Raw genomic sequence first — 20610 nt, 5'->3', positions numbered from 1 at the left:
GGTGCTCCATGGGAAAGCCGGGGGGAAGTGAGTCGTGGAGAAGGGGAAGTCGGGGGCGGGCGGCTACAGAACGCGCAGGGTCCAGCTCCAGCGGTGGACGCCCGGTGCGACGAGGTAGGAGGGGAAGGTGTCAGGGCCGCAGGACGCCGTTCCCAGGCCCCGGTGCGCCGCGTCGATGTGCACCACGCAGCCCGCGCGCGGAGTGAGTTCGTCGTGATGGGCCGCCGCCGCCAGGTCCTCGGCGCGGTACCGGGTGACGGACACCTGACGCGGCTCGTCCAGGGTCACCGCGACACCCGTGGCGTCCGGCGCGGACAGCGTGAAGCGCCGCACCCCGTGCCGGCCCCCGCTCTCCTGCGGCCGCAGGTAGGGCGTGAACAGCGCGTCCACGGGGACCGAGTGATGGCCCACCGCGGCTCCCGCGCTGCGGTCCGGGTACGACTCCCAGGGGCCCCGACCGAACCACTCCAGCAGGTCGGGTCCCGCGACCGTCTCGAACACCGAGCCCACCCGCGCCACGTCGTCGAACTCCTCGGGCAGCGCGGCCTCCTCCTCGATGCGGACCCCGCCCTCGACCGGGGTGAGCACCTGCCGGTGCCGCACCACGCCCGCCGGGCCCGCGTACTCGGCGACCACCGTCACCGACAGGCCGTGCCGGCCCACCGACACCGGCTTGCGCACGAGCGCGTCCAGGCCCCACTCCCGCCAGCGCCGCGCCATACCGCCCAGCTCGTCGTTGTCGGTCGGGGCCCGCCACAGCGACAGCGTGGGCGCCGCGCTCAGCAGCGGATGCACCAGCAGCCCCGCGTCGTCGACCTCCACGCGCGCAGCCACCGACCGCTCCTCGACCGGCTCGGCCGCCCGCAGCCGCAACTGCGGCGCGCACAGCTCGGTGCCGCACGGCGCCCAGGGCAGATCGTGCGCGGTGCGCACCCGCAGCGTCAGCCACGCTTCGCCGCCGTCCGCCGGCAGCTCGAACGGCTGCGGCACCACCGCCGTCCCGCCCGGCGCCAGCCGCGGCAGTTCGGCCGGCGCGGTCAGGGTGCCGCCGTGCTCCAGGGACAGCTCCCACTCGGCTGCGAGCCACTCCAGGCCGCGGAAGTGCTGGTGGTTGGAGAGGACCAGGCCCTCGTGCCGCGAGCCCGTCAGCCGCACCGGCGCCGCCAGCTCCCGGTGCTCGTACATCACGGGCTTGGGCGTGCGGTCCGGGAAGACCACGCCGTCCGCGATGAACGCGCCGTCGTGCTCCCGCTCGCCGAAGTCGCCGCCGTAGGCCCAGCGGTAGCCGGGCGCGGCGACACCGTTGTCATAGTGTCCGGCGCCCTCACGGCCTGCCGGTCCCGCGTCGTTCACACGCTGGAGGATTCCGTGGTCCCAGAACTCCCAGATGAACCCGCCCTGAAGACCCGGGGTGGCCTCGATGGCGGCCCAGTGGTCGGCGAGCGTGCCGTTGCTGTTGCCCATCGCGTGGGAGTACTCGCACTGGATGAGCGGCTTGGTCTGCTGTCCCGAGAGCGCGTGCGCCAGACAGTCCTCCAGCGGCGCGTACATCGGGCAGGCGATGTCGGAGGCCACGTCCGGGTCCGCCCAGCCGCGCTTGGCGGCCCCCTCGTACTGCACCGGCCGCGTCGGGTCGTGGCGGCGCACCCAGCCGGCCGCCGCGTCGTGGCCCGCGCCGTAGTCGGACTCGTTGCCCAGCGACCAGACGACGATCGACGGGTGGTTCTTGTCCCGCAGCACCATGCGCGAGACCCGGTCCACGAACGCGTTCAGATAGCGGGGGTCGTCGGCGATCTCGTGGGCGTGGTCGTGGGACTCGATGTCCGCCTCGTCGACGAGGTAGAGACCGAGCTCGTCGGCGAGGTCGTACAGCGTCGGGTCGTTCGGATAGTGCGCGGTGCGGATTGCGTTGAAGCCGAACCGCTTGAGCAGCACCAGATCGGCCCGCATGTCGTCGTACGACACCGTGCGCCCGGTCAGCGGATGGAAGTCGTGTCTGTTGACGCCCCGGATGAAGACGCGCTCCCCGTTGATCAGCAGGTCCCGTCCGGCGATCTCCACGTCGCGGAAGCCCACCCGGTGCCGGGACACGTCGGCGACCGTGCCGTCCGCGCGGTGCAGCCGGACGGTCAGGCCGTACAGCTCGGGCGTCTCGGCGGTCCACGAGCGCACGTCGGGCACACGCGCGAGCAGCCGGGCCTCGCCGAGGAAGTCGGAGACGCGCCCGTCCTCGGCGTTGGCCAGGTCCAAGGCGGTGTCCGGCGCGAGCGGCAGCCCGTCCAGCTCCGCGCTGACGTGCCAGCCCGCGGGCAGCGCCCCGCGCGCGTCCCGCACCCGGCAGTCCACTCGCAGCTCACCGCCGTGCGACGCCCGCACCGCGACGTCCGCCAGATGCAGCGGGTCGGTCGCGTACAGCAGCACCGAGCGGGTGATCCCGCCGTGCCACCACTGGTCCTGGTCCTCGATGTGCGAGGCGTCCGACCACTTCACGACGGTCAGCCGTACGACGGACCGCTCCCCGGCGCGCACCACGTCCGTCAGGTCGAACTCGGCGGCCAGGTGGGAGTCCTTGGACAGGCCGACGGGCCGCCCGTCCACGTGCACCAGCAGCACGCTCTCGGCTGCCCCGACCTGGAGCACGATCCGCCGCCCGGCCCAGTCGGCGGGCACGTCGACCTCCCGCTCGTACACGCCCGTCGGATTGCGCGCGGGCGAAAACGGCGGGAACTGGGGGAACGGCATCCGGATGTTCAGGTACTGAGGCAGGTCCGCGGCGCCCTGCAACGTCCACACACCGGGGACGGCCGCCGTGGACCACGTGTCGCCGGCCGGTGCGTCCGGAGCCGGCAGCAGCTGGAAGCGCCACTCGCCGTCCAGGACGTGAGCGTCGCCGCGCCGGTCCACGGCATTCATGGGCAGCCGCCGCCAGGAGGTCGTCTCGGGCGACTCCCAGGGGCGGAGCGCGATCAGCGGATCGGCCGCGGGGGACAGGGGGCCGGTCACTTGATGGCTCCCTTGCCGAGGTCCGCGATGATCTGGCGGGCGCCGATCGCGAACACCACGAGCAGCGGGATCAGGGCGAGCAGCGCGCCCGTCATGACCATCCCGTAGTCCGTCGTGCCGTGCGTCCCGTTCAGTTGGGACAGCGCGACCTGGAGGGTGACGTTGTCCGGGTTCGTCAGAGCGATCAGCGGCCAGGCGTAGTCGTTCCACTGGCCCATGAAGGTGAAGACGCCGAGGAACGCAAGGCCCGGCCGGACGACCGGAAGGGCCACGTGCCAGTACTGGCGCAGGAAGCTCGCCCCGTCGATGCGGGAGGCGTCGAGGAGTTCGTCGTGGATCGCTCCCGTCATGTACTGGCGCATCCAGAAGATGCCGAAGGCGTTCGCGGCGGCCGGCACGATCAGCGCGGTCATCGAGCCGATCCAGCCGATCTTCGCCATGATGACGAACTGCGGGATCGCCGCGAGCTGCGCCGGAACCATGAAGATGAACATCAGCAGCACGAACAGCGTCCGTTTGCCGGGGAAGTCGAACTTGGCGAAGACGAACGCCGCGAGCGAGTCGAAGAGCAGCACCAGGAACGTCACCGACCCCGCCACCAGCAGGGAGTTGGCCATCGAGCCGAAGAAGTCGACCGTGTGGAACAGGTTGCGGACGTTCTCCACGAAGTGCGAGCCCGGCAGCAGCTTCGGCGGGTAGGAGAAGATCTCCGACGAGGTGTGCGTCGACATGATCACGGCCCAGTAGAACGGGAAGGCCGAGAGCAGCAGTCCGAGGATCAGCACGGTGTGCAGGGCGAGGCCCCGGCGCCGGGAGCCGTGGATCGCCCCGGGCCGCTTCGTGTCGTGGATGGAAGCCATGGCGTCAGACCCTCCTAGTCTTCGCCCCGGCGCTGCACCAGACGCCAGTTGATGATCGAGAAGAGGACGACGACGAGGAAGATGCCCCACGCCACGGCGGCGCCGTAGCCGAAGTCGTTGTTGTCGAAGGTCTGCTGGAAGAAGTAGAGGACCATCGTGCGCCCCGCGTGGTCCGGACCGCCGGAGAACGTCGAGTCGTTGGCGGTGGTCTGCAGCAGCACCTGCGGTTCGGAGAAGCTCTGCAACCCGGTCACCGTCGAGACCACCAGCACGAACAGCAGCACCGGCCGCATCATCGGCAGCGTGACCCGGAAGAACGTCTGCACCGGACCGGCGCCGTCGATGCGCGCCGCCTCGTACAGCTCGCCGGGGACCGTCTGCAGACCGGCGAGGAAGATGATCGCGTTGTAGCCGGTCCACTGCCAGGTCATCAGGGTGGCGATGGCGACCTTGATGCCCCAGGGGGTGTTCAGCCACGCCACCTGGTCCAGCCCTACCGCCTGCAACAGGGCGTTGACGAGGCCGAAGTCGGTGGAGAAGACCGAGCCGAAGACGATGGCGATCGCCACCACCGAGGTGACGTTGGGCAGGAAGTAGGCGAACCGGTAGACGTTCTTGAACCGGACCGCCGAGTTGAGCATCACGGCCGTCACCATCGCCAGGAAGATCATCGGGAAGGTGGCGAGCGCCCAGATGACGAGGGTGTTCCCGATCGAGCTCCAGAACTCCGAGTCCCCGATCAGATACCGGTACTGCGACAGGCCGGCCCACTCCATCGAGCCGAGACCGTCCCAGCGGTGCAGGGACAGGTAGAGCGAGAACCCGACGGGCACCAGGCCGAAGGCGAGGAACAGCAGGTAGAACGGCGAGATCGCGGCGTACAGATGCCAGTGCCTGCGCAGCGCCGACCGGGGCCGGGCGACGGGCGTCTCCATCACGGCGACCGCGGGCTTCTCCAGTGCGGGGACGGTGGCCATCAGTAGCTCACCCCCAGGTGTTCTGCGATGCGCCGGCACTTGCCCATGGCGTCACTCCAGGCTTTCTTCGGGTCCTTGCCGAGGACGCCGACGTTCTTGATCTCGTCCTTGATCGGCTGCCCGAGCGCCACGTCGTACGGGCTGTTGTAGGCGACCGTGATCTTCTGCGCGGCGGGCCCGAAGACGTCCATCGTCACCTGGCCGCCGAAGAAGGGATCGGGCTCACGCAGTTCCGCCATGCCGTACGAGGCCGGGGTGGAGGGGAACAGGCCCGCGTCGACGAAGCCCCGCGCCTGGTTCGCCGGGTCCAGCAGCCAGGTGATGATCCGGAAGGCCCGCTCGGGATCGCGGCACGCCTTGGTGATCGACAGGAAGGAGCCGCCGTTGTTGGACGGCCGCACCGGCATGTCCGCCACCCGCCACCGGCCCGCCGTCTTCGGCACGCCGTTCTTGAGGTCGCCGGTGGCCCAGGATGCGCCGAGCTGGCTGGGCAGCTTGCCGGACTCGATCGCCGACAACTGGTCCGGGGTGCCGTTGACGATGTCGGAGACGATGCCGCGCCGCTTGGCCTCCACGGCAAGATCCCAGGCCCGGCGCACATGCTCCTGGTCGCCGATGAAGCGGCGCTCCTTGTCGACGTACCGCTTGCCGCCCTGCTGCACCGCGTTCTCGAAGACGCTGTTGACGTCGGTGAGCAGACAGGTCCCCGGTATCCGCTTCTTGAGCTGCTCGCCCGCGCCGAAGAACCTCTCCCAGGTGTTGAGCTCCGCGGAGACGTCGGCCGGCTCGTGGGGCAGCCCCGCCCTGCGGAAGACGGCGTACTGGTAGTAGTGCGCGACCGGCCCGCAGTCGATGGGGAAGCCGACCATCGCGCCGTCGTCGGCGACGCCCTGGTCCCACTTCCACGGCAGGTACCCGCTGCGGTACCGGTCCGCGCCCAGCGTGCGCAGGTCCACGAACTGGCCGGCGTCGGGCAGATAGGACGCCATGTCCTCGCCCTTGAGCCCGGCGATGTCGGGGATGTGGGCGCTGCCGGCCATCGTGGTGATCAGCTTGGAGCGGTAGTAGCCGCCGATCTGGACGGCCTTCAGGCTCACCTCGCCGCCGTAGCGGGCCTTCGCGTTCTTCACGACGGTGTCGCTCAGACCGCCGCTCCAGTACCACAGGACCATGTCACGCCCGGTGGAGCCGGTCGGGACGGCGCAGCCGGACGTCAGGCCGCCGAGCGCCGTGGCGGCCGCGCCTGCCGCGCCCGCGCGGAGCAGGCCTCTTCGTGAGAGCCGCACAGCTCCCACCGCCTTTCGGATCTCTTCGCTTCTTCGCATGCCTACTCGGGAATCAGTGCTCTCGCTGGGGATCGGTGCTCGCGTACGCCGGAGCCGTCCGGCTCCTTCGCGCGCCTGGGGAATCGGTGCTCCGGCCCGGGCCCGGCGGGTCCGGGCGGTGGTGTGTCTTCGGGGGAGCGGTGCTCTCGCGGGGCCGCCGTCGGGCGGCGTCCCGCGCCCGCTCACAGCGGCTCGTTCCTCGCGCCGGCCCATGGTTCAGCGCCGTGGGTCCGGCGGGGTCACCGGGGCGTGCCGGACGGGCGGGCCGGGGTCCGCCGGCAGCCGGTCCGTGAGGAAGCCGTACGTCCGCTTCAGGGCGGGGTCGGTCACCGAGCGCCACCAGCGGTCCACGCCGTACCAGCCGGGAGCCGCGAGCGCGCCGCCGTGGTGCCGGACGGACAGCCCGGCGGCCAGCACCGCGAACCGCAGCCGCTCCGCCAGCGGCCAGCCGCCCAGCGACGCGGCGACGAAGCTCGCGCCGAAGACGTCCCCCGCGCCCGTGGCGTCCAGCACGTCGACGTCGAGGGCGGGGACCTCCGCGTACTCGCCGGTCGTCTGGTCGACGGCGATCGCGCCGTCCCCGCCCCGCGTCACCACGGCCACCGGGACCAGCTCGCACAGTGTCCCGAGGGCGGCGACCGCGCTGTCGGTGCGGGTGTAGGCCATCGCCTCGGCCTCGTTGGGGAGGAAGGCGTGACACAGGGCGAGCTGGTCCAGGAGGTCGCGGGACCACTGACGGGTCGGGTCCCAGCCGACGTCGGCGTAGATCAGGGTGCCGTTCGCGGCGGCCTTTCCGAGCCACGCGCGCGGTTCGGCCTCGATGTGCACGAGGGCCGTGCGCGCCTCGGGCGGGTCGTTCATCAGGGCGTCCTGCGAGTACGGAGGCTCCTGGCCGTGGGTGACCAGGGCCCGGTCGTCACCGTGGGCCAGGGCCACGGTGACGGGGGTGGGCCAGCCCTCGGCCGTGCGGGAGAGCGAGAGGTCGACGCCCTCCTGCCCGGCGAGCACCTCCCGGCAGTGGCCGCCGTAGAAATCGTCGCCGAAGACGGTGGCCAGCGAGGTCCGCAGGCCGAACCGGGAGGCGGCCACCGCCAGGTTGGCGATGCCGCCCGGGCCGCAGCCCATGCCGGCCGTCCATACCTCCTCACCAGGGGTGGGGGGCTTCCCCAGCCCCGTGAGGACGAGGTCGTAGAAGAGCAGCCCGGTCAGCAGCACGTCGGGCCGGTCGTCGTCCACGGAAACGTCCTCTCGTCGGGGGGATCGCGGAGGGTTCGTCAAACTTCTTCATTTCGTGACCGGAATCGTGCGCTGCTCCGGGAGATTGGTCAATACCCGAGCAGAACTGAGCATGGAAATGATTGAAGATGACGAGTAGTGTCCATGGCGTGCTGGCAGAACGACGACACCAACTCATCCTGCGGGCCCTGCGCGCCGGGGGTCCCGCGGCCGTGACCGATCTCTCCGGGCAGCTCGGCGTGAGCCCCGCCACGATCAGGCGCGACCTGGTCAAACTGGAGGAGGACGGACTGCTGACAAGGGTGCACGGCGGCGCCGTCGCCGACGAGGGCGACCAGCCCTTCGCGGAGGTCGCCGAGGTGCGGGTGCCCGAGAAGGACGCCATAGCCGCGCACGCCGCGGCGATGGTCCAGGACGGGCAGTCGGTGCTGCTCGACATCGGCACCACCGCCTACCGGCTGGCCCGGCAGCTGCACGGCCGCCGGCTCACCGTGATCACCAGCAACCTGGTGGTCTACGAGGAACTCGCCGACGACGAGGGCATCGAGCTGGTGCTGCTCGGCGGCATGGTCCGCCGCGAGTACCGCTCCCTGGTCGGCTTCCTCACCGAGGACAACCTGCGCCAGCTGCACGCCGACTGGCTCTTCCTCGGCACCAGCGGCGTGCGTCCCGGCGGCCAGGTGATGGACACGACGGTCGTCGAGGTGCCGGTCAAGAGAGCCATGATCAAGGCGAGCGACAGAGCCGTCCTGCTCGCCGACGCGGCGAAGTTCCCGGGTACCGGGATGGCGAAGGTCTGCGGTCCCGAGGACCTGGACGCAGTGGTGACGAACGCGCCGGTCGACCCGGCGACCCGGTCCTCCCTGGAGGAGGCGGGCGTCGAGGTGGTCGTGGCAGGAGAGGTGCACGGGTGAAACTGACGATTCTGGGCGGCGGAGGATTCCGGGTGCCGCTGGTCCACGGAGCACTGCTCGCCGACCGCGGCGAGGGGCGGGTGAGCGAGGTCGTCCTGCACGATCTCGACGCCGGCCGGCTGGACGCGGTCGCCCGTGTGCTGGCCGAACAGGCCGAGGGCGTGCCCGACGCCCCCGCGCTGACCGCCACCACAGACCTCGACGAGGCCCTGCGCGGCGCCGACTTCGTGTTCTCCGCGATCCGCGTCGGTGGTCTGGAGGGCCGCGCGAACGACGAGCGGGTGGCCCTGGACGAGGGCGTCCTCGGCCAGGAGACGGTCGGCGCGGGCGGTATCGCCTACGGCCTGCGCACGGTCCCGGTGGCCGTCGACATCGCCCGCCGGGTGGCCCGGCTGGCCCCCGACGCCTGGGTCATCAACTTCACCAACCCGGCCGGGCTGGTCACCGAGGCCATGTCCCGCCACCTCGGCGACCGCGTGATCGGCATCTGCGACTCGCCCGTCGGCCTCGGCCGCCGCATCGCCCGGGTGCTCGGCGCCGACCCGCGCGAGGCGTGGATCGACTACGTCGGCCTCAACCATCTCGGCTGGGTGCGCGGCCTGCGCGTGGCCGGCCGCGACGAACTGCCGCGCCTGCTCGCCGACCCGGATCTGCTCGGCTCCTTCGAGGAGGGCAAACTCTTCGGGGCCGACTGGCTGCGGTCCCTCGGCGCGATCCCCAACGAGTACCTGCACTACTACTACTTCAACAGGGAAGCCGTCGACGCCTACAGGTCCGCGGCTCAGACCCGCGGGGCCTTCCTGCGCGACCAGCAGGCCCGGTTCTACGAGGAGACGCGCCGGCCCGGCGTCTCCGCCCTGACCGCATGGGACCGCACCCGCGCCGAGCGCGAGGCCACCTACATGGCGGAGAACCGGGAGACGGCCGGCGCGGGCGAACGCGACGCCGACGACCTGTCCGGCGGCTACGAGAAGGTCGCCCTGGCGCTGATGCGTGCCATCGCCCGCGACGAGCGCACCACGCTGATCCTCAACGTCCGCAACGGCGCCACCCTGTCCGTGCTCGACTCCGAGGCCGTCATCGAGGTCCCCTGCCTGGTCGACGCCAACGGCGCTCACCCCGTCGCCGCGGACCCGCTGCCCGACCACGCCACCGGCCTGGTCTGCGCGGTCAAGGCGGTCGAGCGCGAGGTGCTGACCGCCGCCGAGTCCGGCGCCCGTGCGACGGCGGTGAAGGCCTTCGCGCTGCACCCGCTCGTCGACTCCGTCAACGTGGCCCGCAGGCTGGTCGAGGGCTACACCCGGGTGCATCCGGGGCTCGGGTACCTCAAGTAAGCTCCGCGACCGGAAAGCGCTTTCTCCCGGCCTTTCCCGCACGCTCCGCTCCCTGTCTGGAGAACCTCTCATGCACGACGAACGCAACCGGATCGAGGAGCGCGCCGAGCGCCTCCACACCCAGCGCATCCAGCCCGCGATCTACGCGGCCACCGTCCCCCTCAGCGTGGAGGCCTGGCAGGCGCCGGGGGAGCCCGTCCCCTTCGAGGAGGCGGCGGCCGCCTCGTACGAGCCCTTCACGATGGACACCCCGTGGGGGCCGCCCTGGGGCACGACCTGGTTCCGCATGGCCGGAGAGGTCCCCGCCGAGTGGGCGGGCCGGCGGGTCGAGGCCGTCATCGACCTCGGTTTCACCGGCGACTGGCCCGGCAACCAGGCCGAGGCCCTGGTCCACCTGCTCGACGGCCGGCCCCTGAAGGCGGTCAACCCGCTCAACCAGTACGTGCCGGTCGCCCACCCCGCCAAGGGCGGCGAACGCGTCGACTACCTGGTCGAGGCCGCCTCCAACCCCGACATCCTGGCCGACGACTTCGCGCGCCCCACCCCGCTCGGCGACATCCTCACCGCCGGCGACAAGCCGCTCTACACCTTCCGCCGCGCCGTCCTCGCCGTCCTCGACGAGGAGGTCTGGCACCTGGACCTGGACCTCCAGGTGCTGCGCGATCTCATGGTCCACCTCGGCGAGCACGAGCCCCGCCGCCACGAGATCCTGCACGCCCTCGACCGCGCCATGGACGCCCTCGACCTGGACGACGTCGCCGGCAGCGCCGCCGACGTCCGCGCCGTCCTCGCGCCCGTCCTCGCCAAGCCCGCCCACGCCAGCGCGCACACCGTCTCCGGCGTCGGCCACGCCCACATCGACTCCGCCTGGCTGTGGCCCATCCGCGAGACCAAGCGCAAGACGTCCCGCACCTTCTCCAACGTGACGTCCCTGGCCGACGAGTACGACGACTTCATCTTCGCCTGCTCCCAGGCCCAGCAGTACGAGTGGGTGCGCGACAACTACCCCCACGTGTGGGCCCGCATCCAGGAGTCCGTGAAGAAGGGCCAGTGGGCCCCGGTCGGCGGAATGTGGGTCGAGGCCGACGGCAACCTGCCCGGCGGCGAGGCCATCGCCCGCCAGCTCGTCCTCGGCAAGCGGTTCTTCATCGAGCACTTCGGCATCGAGACCAAGGGCGTCTGGCTGCCGGACTCCTTCGGCTACACCGCCGCCTACCCGCAGCTCGCCAAGCTCGCCGGCAACGACTGGTTCCTCACCCAGAAGATCTCCTGGAACCAGACCAACAAGTTCCCCCACCACACCTTCTGGTGGGAGGGCATCGACGGCACCCGGATCTTCACCCACTTCCCGCCCATCGACACCTACAACGCCCGCTTCAGCGGCGTCGAGATGGACCGCGCCGTCCGCAACTACTCCGAGAAGGGCGCCGGCACCCGCTCCCTGGCCCCCTTCGGCTGGGGAGACGGCGGCGGCGGTCCCACCCGCGAGATCATGGAACGGGCACGCAGGCTCGCCGACCTGGAGGGCTCGGCCAAGGTCGTCATCGAGCACCCCGACGCGTTCTTCGCCAAGGCCCGCGAGGAGTACCCGGACGCCCCCGTCTGGGTCGGCGAGCTCTACCTGGAGCTGCACCGCGCCACCTACACCTCCCAGGCCCGCACCAAGCAGGGCAACCGCCGCAGCGAACACCGCCTGCGCGAGGCCGAGTTGTGGGCCACGACCGCCGCACTGCACGCGCCGGACTACACCTACCCCCACGAAGAGCTCGAGCGGCTCTGGAAGACGGTCCTGCTGCACCAGTTCCACGACATCCTGCCCGGCTCCTCCATCGCCTGGGTGCACCGCGAGGCCGAGGCCGAATACGCCCGCGTGGCGGGCGAGGTGGAGGAACTGACCGCACAGGCGGTCGCCGCGCTCGGCGCCGGCGGCCCCCGCGTGTTCAACACGAGCCCCTTCGACCGCGCCGAGGTGGTCCGCACCGCCGACGGCGCCCCCGCCTACGTGGAGGTCCCGGCCGGCGGCAGCGCCCCGCTCACCGACGCCGAGCCGCCGCACCCGGTCAAGGTCACCGGCCACGTCCTCGACAACGGCCTGGTCCGGGTGGAGGTGGCCGCGGACGGCACCCTGTCCTCCGTGATCGACCTGCGGGCGGACCGCGAAGTCCTCGCCGAGCCGGGCAACCTGCTCCGCCTGCACACCGACCTCCCGAACTGCTGGGACGCCTGGGACATCGACAAGCACTACAGGAACCGCTACACCGACCTCCTGGACGCCGACTCGGTGACCGTCGTCGAGGACGACCCGCTGGTCGGTGCGATCCGCGTCACGCGCTCCTTCGGCAAGGGCTCCACGATCACGCAGACGATCAGCGTCCGCGCCGGCAGCCCCCGCATCGACTTCGAGACCGAGATCGACTGGCACGAGGTCGAGAAGATCCTCAAGGCGGGCTTCCCGGTCGACATCCGCGCGGCGCACTCCTCCGCCGAGATCCAGTTCGGCCACGTCCAGCGCCCCACCCACACCAACACCACCTGGGAGGCGGCCCGTTTCGAGGTCCCCGGTCACCGCTGGGTGCACATCGGCGAACCCGGCTACGGCGTCGCCGTCATCAACGACTCGACGTACGGCCACGACGTCTCCCGCACGGTCCGTGAGGACGGCGGCACGACGACCACCGTGGGACTGAGCCTGGTCCGCGCCCCGCGCATCCCCGACCCCGAGGCCGACCAGGGCCGCCACCGCTTCACCTACTCCCTGCTGCCCGGCGCGAGCATCGACGACGCCGTCGCCGAGGGCTACGCCCTCAACCTCCCGCTGCGCGTGGCGGACGCGGCCGGCGCCCCCGAGCCGGTCGTCTCCGTCAGCGGCGAGGGCGTGACCGTGGAGGCGGTCAAGCTCGCCGACGACGGCTCCGGCGACGTGGTGGTGCGCCTGTACGAGTCGAGGGGCGGCCGCGCGACCGGCGCCCTGCGCACGGGCTTCCCGCTGGCCGGGGCCCAGGTGACCGACCTGCTGGAACGCCCCTTGGAGCCGGCCGTCACCGACGAACAAGGCGCCGTCGGCCTGACGTTGCGCCCCTTCCAGGTCCTGACGCTCCGCCTGGAGCGCGCCACGGACGGCCGATAGGAAAAGCCGATCCGGGGGCCGGCGCGCGGCCCGTCGTCCTGCCGCGCGCCCGCCCTCGCCCCAAGTGCCCCAGCGAGCCGAGGAGTTCCACCATGCCGATGCAACCCTGGTTCACCGAAGCCAAGTTGGGGATCTTCGTCCACTGGGGGATCTACGCCGTCGACGGCGTTCAGGAGTCCTGGTCGTTCTACGACGACATCGTGCCGCACGACCGCTACATGTCCCAGCTCGACCGGTTCACCGGCGCCCGCTACGACCCGCGCGCCTGGGCCGACCTGTTCGCCCGCGCGGGCGCCCGCTACGCCGTGCTCACCACCCGGCATCACGACGGCGTGGCCCTGTGGGACACCGCCTTCGGCGACCTCGGCCTCGGCCGCGACTACGTCTCCGGGTACGTCGAGGCCCTGCGCGAGAAGAACCTCAAGGTGGGCTTCTACTACTCGCACTCCGACTGGAACCACCCCGACTACGCCACCACCCGCAAACCGGGCCGCCCGCCGGAGATGGAGGACAACCGCTACTCCGAATGCCCGGCCGGGGACGAGGACCTCGACGCCTGGGAGCGGTTCATCGCCTACCGCGACGGCCAGGTCCGCGAACTCGCCTCCCGCCACCGGCCCGACCTGATGTGGTTCGACGGCGAGTGGGACCGCAGCGAGGAGCAGTGGCGCATCCCCGAACTCGCCGCGCTCATCCGCTCGTACACCCCCGACGTCGTCTTCAACGCCCGCATGCTCAGCGAGGGCGACTACGCGACCCCCGAGCAGGGCGCTCCCGTCGTGCCGCCGGAGGGTCCCTGGGAACTGTGCCTGACGATCAACGACTCGTGGGGCTACCAGCACCACGACCACAACCACAAGTCACTCGCCCAACTCGTCCGCTACTTCACCGAGACCATCGGCTCGGGCGGCAACCTGCTGCTCGACGTCGGCCCGAAGGAGGACGGCACCATCCCGCAGCCGCAGGTCGAACGGCTGGAAGGACTGGGGGAGTGGATCGCCCGCCACGCGGACGCCGTGTACGGCACAGTGCGCGGACTGCCCGCCGGGCACCACTACGGACCGAGCACCCTCTCGGCCGACCGCCGCACGCTCCACCTCACCCTGTTCGACGCCCCGCGCGCCGAGATCGGCGTCCGCGGCGTCGTCACGCCCGTCCGCAGGGTCACCGTGCTCGGCACCGGGACGGAGCTGGCCCACCGGGTCCTCGGCGGCCTGCACGAGGCGGTCGGCGTGCTGTGGATCGACCCGCCGCCGGCCCGCGACCTCGACCCGTACGCCACGGTGCTCGCCGTGGAACTGGACGGCGAACTGGAGCTGTACCGGGGATCGGGCCGCTTCTGACCCGCCCGGCCCGTACGGCGGCACACGCTTCGGGCCGGCCGGTCGCTCCCCGTGACAGCGGCCGGCCGGCCCGATCCCCCGTGCTCCGGGGATCCCCCGTCGATCCCCGTTCCCCCGTCGGTTCCGTACTGCGTGGTGCTTCCCCGCCCTGCGCGGCGCCTTCCCCCGGTCCCCCCCCGTCGACCGGCCCCGCGCGCTCCGCCCAAGGCCTCGCGGAGGCCCCCGTGTTCCCCCGCTCTCCTCCGCGGACCTTCGGCGTCACACCGTTAAGAGCGCGCACTTCGCGCCCTGATACACCCCGCGCGGAAACTCGGAGAAAAAAGTTTCCGCGTCAGGGCCAGACGGCGGCGACCTCCTCGACGACCTCGAACAACCGCTCCGCCGTGTCCGGTCCGCCCAGGCCTGTCAGGACGGGGAGGAGGGCACCGACCCAGGCCAGCGTCTCGGCGCGGGACTTGGTCTCGCATGCCGTCCACACATCGCGTAAGGCGGCAAGTTGCAGCTGCGGTGGCAGCGGCGTGACCAGCGTGCGGAGCATCTTCCGGTGCCGCGGCGCGTCGTCGGTGACCGGATGTGTCAGCAGCGGCAGTGCCTTGTCGACGACCACGCCGGGCGGCAGCACGTCCTTGAGCCGGTCGAGCAGTGGAACGCAGATGTGACGGCCGTAGGGGGACTCGGCAACGAGCGCCTCGGCCTGTTCCAGGCTCGCCGTGGCCCACCGCTCGGCCTCGGCGCGAGCGCCGCGCCGGGCGGCTTCGGCGAGGAGGAAGGCGCGGTCCTCGCCGTCGACCGACGGGAGTTCGCCTCGCAGGCGCTCCCAGCTCGCGGCGTCGGCGTGGGGAGCCAGTACGCGGAGCGCCCGGTCGCGGTTCGGGTGCGGCGCGCAGTCGAGGACGGCCCGGACCACGCCGGTGAGATGTGCGTCGGCGGCCGTCGGCGGCAGGCATGCCGCCGTCCGGCAGAACGCCGCGTCCGACAGGTGCGCCCGGAGGAGGCCGACCGCGCTCGACGTCTCGCCCAGGATGTGCAGCCGCTTGGCCGCGGCGCCCAGGGCGAGTTCGGCCTCATCCGGCTCAAGGCGGAGCACACGCGGCACCAAGGCCGCCAGTTCACCGGCGTCGAGATGCGCGAGCGCACGGCTCTCGCGCCACAGCCGCTCGTCCGCCATGACGTGCCGGACGACGGCGGCCCGCTGCTCGGGCGACACGTCGGTGAGTTCGGCCAGCAGGGCCACGGTGAACTCGGCCGGTTGAAGAGAGGGGAGCGCCTCCAGCAACTCGTCGATCAGCGGGCCGCGTTCGGCCGTCGGCACCCGGGCGGTCAGCGTCAGCAGCACATCGACGTACGCCGGCGGAGCGACGTCCGCCGGTCGCCGCCCGACGAGCGCGCGTGCCTCGGGGACCAGCGCCTCGGGCAACGACGACACGGCCCCGCAGAACGCGGCGGCCCAGCCGTGGCCCAGCGAGGGCATCGCCAGGTGATCCAGCGCGAGTCGGGCGTGTCCGTGACCCGCCATCAGCCGGAACGCGGTGCGCAGCACGCGGTCGTCGGAGGGGCGTTCCCAGTGGGCGACCGCGCGCACGAGCAGGTCCTCACGGTCGTCGGAGGCCAACTGCGGTGTCAGCGCTTCCAGTACGTCGTCGCTCTCCAGCGCCGCGGTCGGCGCGCGTCGGCAGACGGCCAGGCAGCGTGCGAGGAGTGCAGGCCTGCGCGTCGCGGTCGCCTGCCGAGCCGCTTCCGCCATCGTGGTGAGGACCGTCTCCTCGTCGCCTATGAGCCGGACGTTGCTCAGCGCCTCGCGCAGCATGTCCCGGGCCGCCTCAGGTTCGGCCCGCTGTGAGAGTCCCACCAGGAAGACCGTCCTGAGCCGCCGGGGCAGCCGGGGGAGGCGGGCGTGCAGCAGCCCGGCCCGCCCGGACTCAGCGAGCCGGGCGTCGAGAGCGGCGACGGTCCCCTCGTGAGTGGTCCACGCCCGGACGACGTGCTCCACCGCCTCGTCCAGGTCGTCGTCGGGGAGAAAAGGCAGCAGAGAGTCCACCCTCCCCCCGTCCATGGAGAGCCCGTTCGAGGTCTCGTGGGCACGGCGCAGCAGCCGGGCGACAGCTACGTCCTGCTGCGCGTCGGGCAGCAGGCGCAGCAGGGACAGGGCGGCGGAGGCGTGGTCGTCGCTCGTCCCTTGCTCGGCCTCCAGTTCGGCCCACAACTCCTGGGCCGCCTCTTGCCTGCGGGGCGTCGGCACCGCGGCGACGACGCAGGCAGCGGCGAGCCGCCGGCCCCGTAGACGGGCGTCGCCGTCGCGGAGGCGGTCGAACAACTCCTCGGCCAGGCTCGCCGGCAGAGCCGTGGCCAGCCGCTCGAGGAGTTCAGCGTCGTGAACGCGCCGCGCCAGAGCGCCGAGCCAGTCCAGTCTCGCGCGGAGCGCCTCGTGCGGCAGGTGGGGCAGGACTTCCGCGGCTGCTTCGGCGATGCGTCCGACGCCTGTGCCGCGAGTGGTCCCCACCAGGACTTCGAGGGACTCCTCGGGCTGACCGACGTCGAGCAGACGGCGGGCCAGGGCGCAGGTGGCCAGGGACGCGGAGTGACCGGAAGGGACGCGCCCGGCAGCGGCCCGCACGCGCGCAAGCGCCCCGGCCGGCGCTCTGCCCACCAGCGCGGCGAGCGCCTCGGGCAGTGCCTCGGCGGGCGACAAGTGCGCCTCCAGCACGGCTTCGACGTCCGCGTCGGATCCGTGCGCGACGACAGCCTCGATGAACCGGAGCCGGGTCCTCGCGCTCCGAGTGTGGTCGGCGACCAAGGTCAAGGCCGACTTCGTGTGTCCGGCCCGGACGAGCCCGACCAGGACCCCCTGCTGACGCTCCTCGTCGGCTGACGTGTCCGCCCCGATGCTCCGGGCCTTGGCGAGCAGCCCGGACGGCAGCGGCGTACCCGGGGTGCGACGCGCCAGGAACAGCGCGAACGCCGTGTCCCCGAGCGCTGACTCGCCCCGGGCGAGCAGTGCCGCACACGCCGGGTCGACGACCTCGCAGGGCAGGTCGGCCACCAGCCCTCGGACGCGTGAGACCAGCCACCACAGCTCCGCGCCCCCGGCGAGCCGCTCCGCGTCGCGGGCCAGCTCCCGCAGTTCGGACGCGGGCAGCCGGCCGCAGTGCGGCAGCAGCAGCCAGGGCCGCTCCGCCGGCTCCGCAACCCGGGCGGCCACGGCGAGGGCGTCCCGCACCCGTCCGCGACGCAGATGGACGGCGGTGAGCGAGCCCAGCGCGGTGGCGGCGTGCCCCGAGGCGGCCGCCGTCTCGACCAGGCCGGGCAGGGCGGAGTCGGGCAGCGCGTCCCCCTCCTGCGCCAGGACGCCGAGCCAGTGCGCCTCGCTCCCCGAAGCGTGGGCCTCGTCGAGGGCGCGCAGGACGTACCGGGCGCGGTGGCCGGACCGCTCCTCGCCGCCCGCCGCGGCGAGGAACGCCCTGCACCGCATGAGGTGGAGCGGCAGCAGCTCCACGGCTGCCAGCAGCCGTGCCCGCGGTTCGCCCCGCACATGCGCGAGGACGCCCGCGACGGCGTCCGTGCGAGGCCATGGACGGGGCAGCGCTGTCACCGCCTCGACCAAACGGCCGTGCAGACGGTCGGGGAGCCATGGGCCGAGGGCGGCCAGCGCGTTCGCCTGATCGGCCGGCCGCACACCGCCGTCCGTCCCGCCGGTGTCGAAGGCGATGGCATGGGCGAAGGCTCGCGACGCCTCCTCGACGGCCGCCCGGGCCCCGGCCTCGCCGGAGTCCGGCTGCCGTGCCCGAAAGCGGAAACCGAACGGGAACCACTCCCCGCCGGACAACCGGCGCTCCAGCGCGCGACGGCGGTCCTCGGTCAGACAGGGGGCGCAGCCCTTCAGCAGGAGGGTGTCACCGCGATGGCGGCCCGTGACATCGAGGGTGTTCTCGAAGTCGGCGAGGACCTCGATGTGTTCCTCCAGCCATCGGCCCATCTCCCGGCGCAACGCGTCGTCCGCGTGGGGAGCGAGCCGGGGGAGGACCGTCGGGAGAACAGAACCGTACCGGTGGCGGCGCGCGACCTCCCACGCCTCGTGGGCGGCCCCGAGCCGCGCCGCCCACGGCAGCACGTCCCCGAGCACCGTCTCCCGGCCGAAAGCCCCTCCTTCTTCCGCCGCCGCGATCGCCTCCCCGCAGACCTCGCGCCGCTGCCCATCGGGCAGCCGTTCGGCGACCGCGAGCAGTGCTCTCGCCCGGGCGTCGGGGGCGGGCAGCCGCCGTGCGTGCGCCAGGGCCTGCGCCGCGCTCCACATGCCCCGCTCCACCAGTGCGGACAGCAGGGCCGACGAGAGGTTGCGGGACTGGTCCACGACGCTGTTCTCCGTCAGGACGCACCGGACCTCCTCCGTGAGGTACGGCGCCGCCCGCCCCTCGGCGACCGCACGCCCGTTCGCCTCGGCCAGCGTCCGCCGGCACGCCCGTACGTCCGCCAGGAAACCGCTGTCGGTTCCCTCGACGTACTGCCAGGCCTGCCGCCACCGCTCGTGCACCAGCGGGAGCCGGTCCTCGGGGCCCGCGGCGATCCGGTCCAGGTGAGCGGACAGGTACTGCACGACGTACGGCGAGACCTCGGCCGGTGTCAGACCTCCCTCGCCCAGTTCCCGGGCGAGCCCCAGGCCGTAGGCGGCGAACCGCCGGTCCAGTCGCCGGGACTCCGCCGCGCCGAGGTGCCGTTCGGCCCAGTACTCGCCGAGCCGGGAGTGCGCGAGGGCGAACGTCCGGCCGTCGCCGAGGAGGAAACGGGTGAGCGGGACCAGCGCGGACGCGATCGCGTGCGGCGGCGACTTCGGATCGAGGCCGGTCAGGTCGTCGCGGTCGAGCGGCCCGGCGGCGCGGGAGAACAGCGCCATCAGCGCGCCCACCCGGCGCTCGACCTCCAGGGCTTCGAACGCTCCGTACCGGTCCCGCCACTGGTGCCGTTGCTCCGCCCACCACCGGTCGAAGTAGCCCGCGAGGCCCGGCGGGGTGGCCGTGAGCCCGGTGAGGTCCTCGGGCCGGCCCTCACGCAGATAGAGCGAGAGCAGCAGGGGGTCGCCGCCGCTCAGCCGGTGCAACTGGCCGGCCAGACCTGGCGCTTCGGCGCCCACGAGATGCAGGACGTCGTCCTCGGTCAGTCCCGCCAGCGGCAGCGAGGCCGCGCGGCCCGGGCCGTCCAGGCCCAGCGTGCGCAGCCAGTCCGCACCGGTCGGCACGGCGGCGGTCGTGCGGGCCGAGACGACCACCCGCAGCCCCGGCGGCGGCGCCGCGGGGAGCAGGTCCGCCCCGGCCTCCCAGTCGGCGGCCTCGTCCAGGCCGTCCAGGACGACCAGCAGCCGGCGTCCGTCCGGCAGGGGACGCGCCAGGTAGTCGGCGACCACCCCGCGCCACACCTCGGCCGGGGCGTGGGAGTCCAAGGGGGCCTCGTCGCCGTGGAGTCCGGCGAGGCGCGCGGCCAGCGCGGGGAAGAACACACCGGCGAGGTTGGTCCGGTAGCGGATGCTCGCGGGGACGAACGCCACCGCCTCGCCCCGGTCGAGCAGGGCCCGCGACCAGCGCACCAGCAGCGCCGACTTGCCCTGCCCCGCCGCCGCGCACAGCAGCAGGCTGGGCGGGGCGCCGGGGTCGGTCAGCCACGCGTCGAGCACCCCCGCCTCCCGCCGCCTGCCGCCGAACGGCACCGGCCGCCCGGGCGTCCCCAGGTATTCCACGAGGAAGTTGGCGACACGCTGCGCGTAGTCCGTGGGCAGACGGGTGATGCCGCCCAGGAAGTGCTGGTGGACGACGTTCCCGTCCCCGACGACCAGTCCCTGTACGTCGCCGGCGGTGACCGTGGTCCGGGCCGGGCCCGGCGCCGTCATTCCCCGCGCGGCGGGGTGCCGAAGTGCATGGTGACCTGCTGCCGGTCGCCCTGGGCCAGGCCGTGTACGTCGCCGTCGACCTGGAGGCCGTACTTCTGCACCGTGCGGGTCCCGGCGCCGATCCGGACCAGGGCGGCGGCCGCGTCGAGGACCTCGGGATCCCCGGTCGCGCCGGTCCTCGTCAGCTGGGCGTCCAGCGCGTCGCGCACGGCGGGGTCCCGGGGGTCGGCCTCGTAGCGGGCCAGGGCCGCTTCGGCCTCCCGGTCGCCGCCGAAGCGGCCCGCGAGTGTCGTGCGCAGCCGGTCGTACGCGCCCCGCGCCGCCGCGCTCGCGGACTCCCGCACCTCTTCGACCGCGCCCCCGGCCGCCCCGGCGGCCAGCGCCGCGAGGATGATGGACACCGGTTCCATGCCGCCCCCGTTCCTCGGCCCGCCCCACCGCCGGACCACGTCGGACGCACCAGCGTAGACCTCGGGGGAGGCCGCGCGGGACAGTTCCGGCAGACGGAGAGGAAAGGCCCCACCCGGGCGAAACGGCCACGTCGTCACGCCACGCCGTTGCCGGGAGCGCGGCTGCGGGCGTCGCCGCCACGCCGCCGTGCGCGCTGGGCTGGCGA

At 72.7% G+C, this 20610-nt stretch carries 11 protein-coding genes; 4 read left to right on the top strand and 7 right to left on the bottom strand.

Translation table 11 applies throughout. From position 1 onward, the window contains the following. Nucleotides 1–63: 63 nt before the first annotated feature. From ACIRS4_RS04995 to ACIRS4_RS04975, 5 genes are all read right to left on the bottom strand, one after another. Nucleotides 64–3003 (bottom strand): glycoside hydrolase family 2 TIM barrel-domain containing protein, encoded by a 2940-nt coding sequence (locus tag ACIRS4_RS04995; RefSeq protein ID WP_404190139.1) that lies wholly within the window; start codon nucleotides 3001–3003, stop codon nucleotides 64–66. Beyond that, complete coding sequence (locus tag ACIRS4_RS04990) at nucleotides 3000–3863, bottom strand: carbohydrate ABC transporter permease (protein ID WP_404190136.1); 864 nt, start codon at nucleotides 3861–3863, stop codon at nucleotides 3000–3002. Before ACIRS4_RS04990 ends, ACIRS4_RS04995 begins: the two co-directional genes overlap by 4 nt. 14 nt (nucleotides 3864–3877) lie before the next feature. After that, on the bottom strand, nucleotides 3878–4840 hold the full coding sequence (locus ACIRS4_RS04985) for a carbohydrate ABC transporter permease (RefSeq protein WP_404190134.1): 963 nt from the start codon (nucleotides 4838–4840) through the stop codon (nucleotides 3878–3880). Further along, nucleotides 4840–6126, bottom strand: a complete 1287-nt coding sequence (locus ACIRS4_RS04980) for an ABC transporter substrate-binding protein (RefSeq protein ID WP_404191026.1) — start codon at nucleotides 6124–6126, stop codon at nucleotides 4840–4842. The genes ACIRS4_RS04985 and ACIRS4_RS04980 overlap by 1 nt, the downstream gene beginning before the upstream one ends. Before the next feature lie 255 nt (nucleotides 6127–6381). Then, complete coding sequence (locus ACIRS4_RS04975) at nucleotides 6382–7401, bottom strand: carbohydrate kinase family protein (protein ID WP_404190131.1); 1020 nt, start codon at nucleotides 7399–7401, stop codon at nucleotides 6382–6384. Nucleotides 7402–7550: 149 nt separating this feature from the next. Between ACIRS4_RS04975 and ACIRS4_RS04970 the strand changes: the two genes are divergently transcribed. From ACIRS4_RS04970 to ACIRS4_RS04955, 4 genes are all read left to right on the top strand, one after another. Next, a complete protein-coding gene (locus tag ACIRS4_RS04970; protein WP_404190128.1) occupies nucleotides 7551–8315 on the top strand; it encodes a DeoR/GlpR family DNA-binding transcription regulator in 765 nt (254 codons plus the stop codon). Then, the gene (locus ACIRS4_RS04965) at nucleotides 8312–9649 is read left to right on the top strand and encodes a 6-phospho-beta-glucosidase (RefSeq protein ID WP_404190125.1); all 1338 of its coding nucleotides are present in this window, start codon (nucleotides 8312–8314) and stop codon (nucleotides 9647–9649) included. The genes ACIRS4_RS04970 and ACIRS4_RS04965 overlap by 4 nt, the downstream gene beginning before the upstream one ends. 70 nt (nucleotides 9650–9719) lie before the next feature. Further along, entirely contained in the window at nucleotides 9720–12776 is a 3057-nt protein-coding gene (locus ACIRS4_RS04960) for an alpha-mannosidase (protein ID WP_404190122.1), read from the top strand. Nucleotides 12777–12868: 92 nt separating this feature from the next. Further along, nucleotides 12869–14119: an alpha-L-fucosidase gene (locus tag ACIRS4_RS04955; protein WP_404190119.1), complete on the top strand. Its 1251-nt coding sequence runs from the start codon at nucleotides 12869–12871 to the stop codon at nucleotides 14117–14119. A 331-nt stretch (nucleotides 14120–14450) separates the two neighbouring features. On the opposite strand, the gene ACIRS4_RS04950 is transcribed toward ACIRS4_RS04955, so the two are convergent. Continuing rightward, the gene (locus ACIRS4_RS04950) at nucleotides 14451–19994 is read right to left on the bottom strand and encodes a hypothetical protein (protein WP_404190115.1); all 5544 of its coding nucleotides are present in this window, start codon (nucleotides 19992–19994) and stop codon (nucleotides 14451–14453) included. After that, the gene (locus tag ACIRS4_RS04945; RefSeq protein ID WP_404190111.1) at nucleotides 19991–20404 is read right to left on the bottom strand and encodes a hypothetical protein; all 414 of its coding nucleotides are present in this window, start codon (nucleotides 20402–20404) and stop codon (nucleotides 19991–19993) included. The genes ACIRS4_RS04950 and ACIRS4_RS04945 overlap by 4 nt, the downstream gene beginning before the upstream one ends. Nucleotides 20405–20610: the final 206 nt, after the last annotated feature.

The organism is Streptomyces sp. NPDC101166 (assembly GCF_044768125.1).
Lineage (GTDB): Bacteria > Actinomycetota > Actinomycetes > Streptomycetales > Streptomycetaceae > Streptomyces.
Note: the sequence above shows the minus strand (reverse complement) of the source record. Positions and strands in the feature narration are given on the sequence as shown.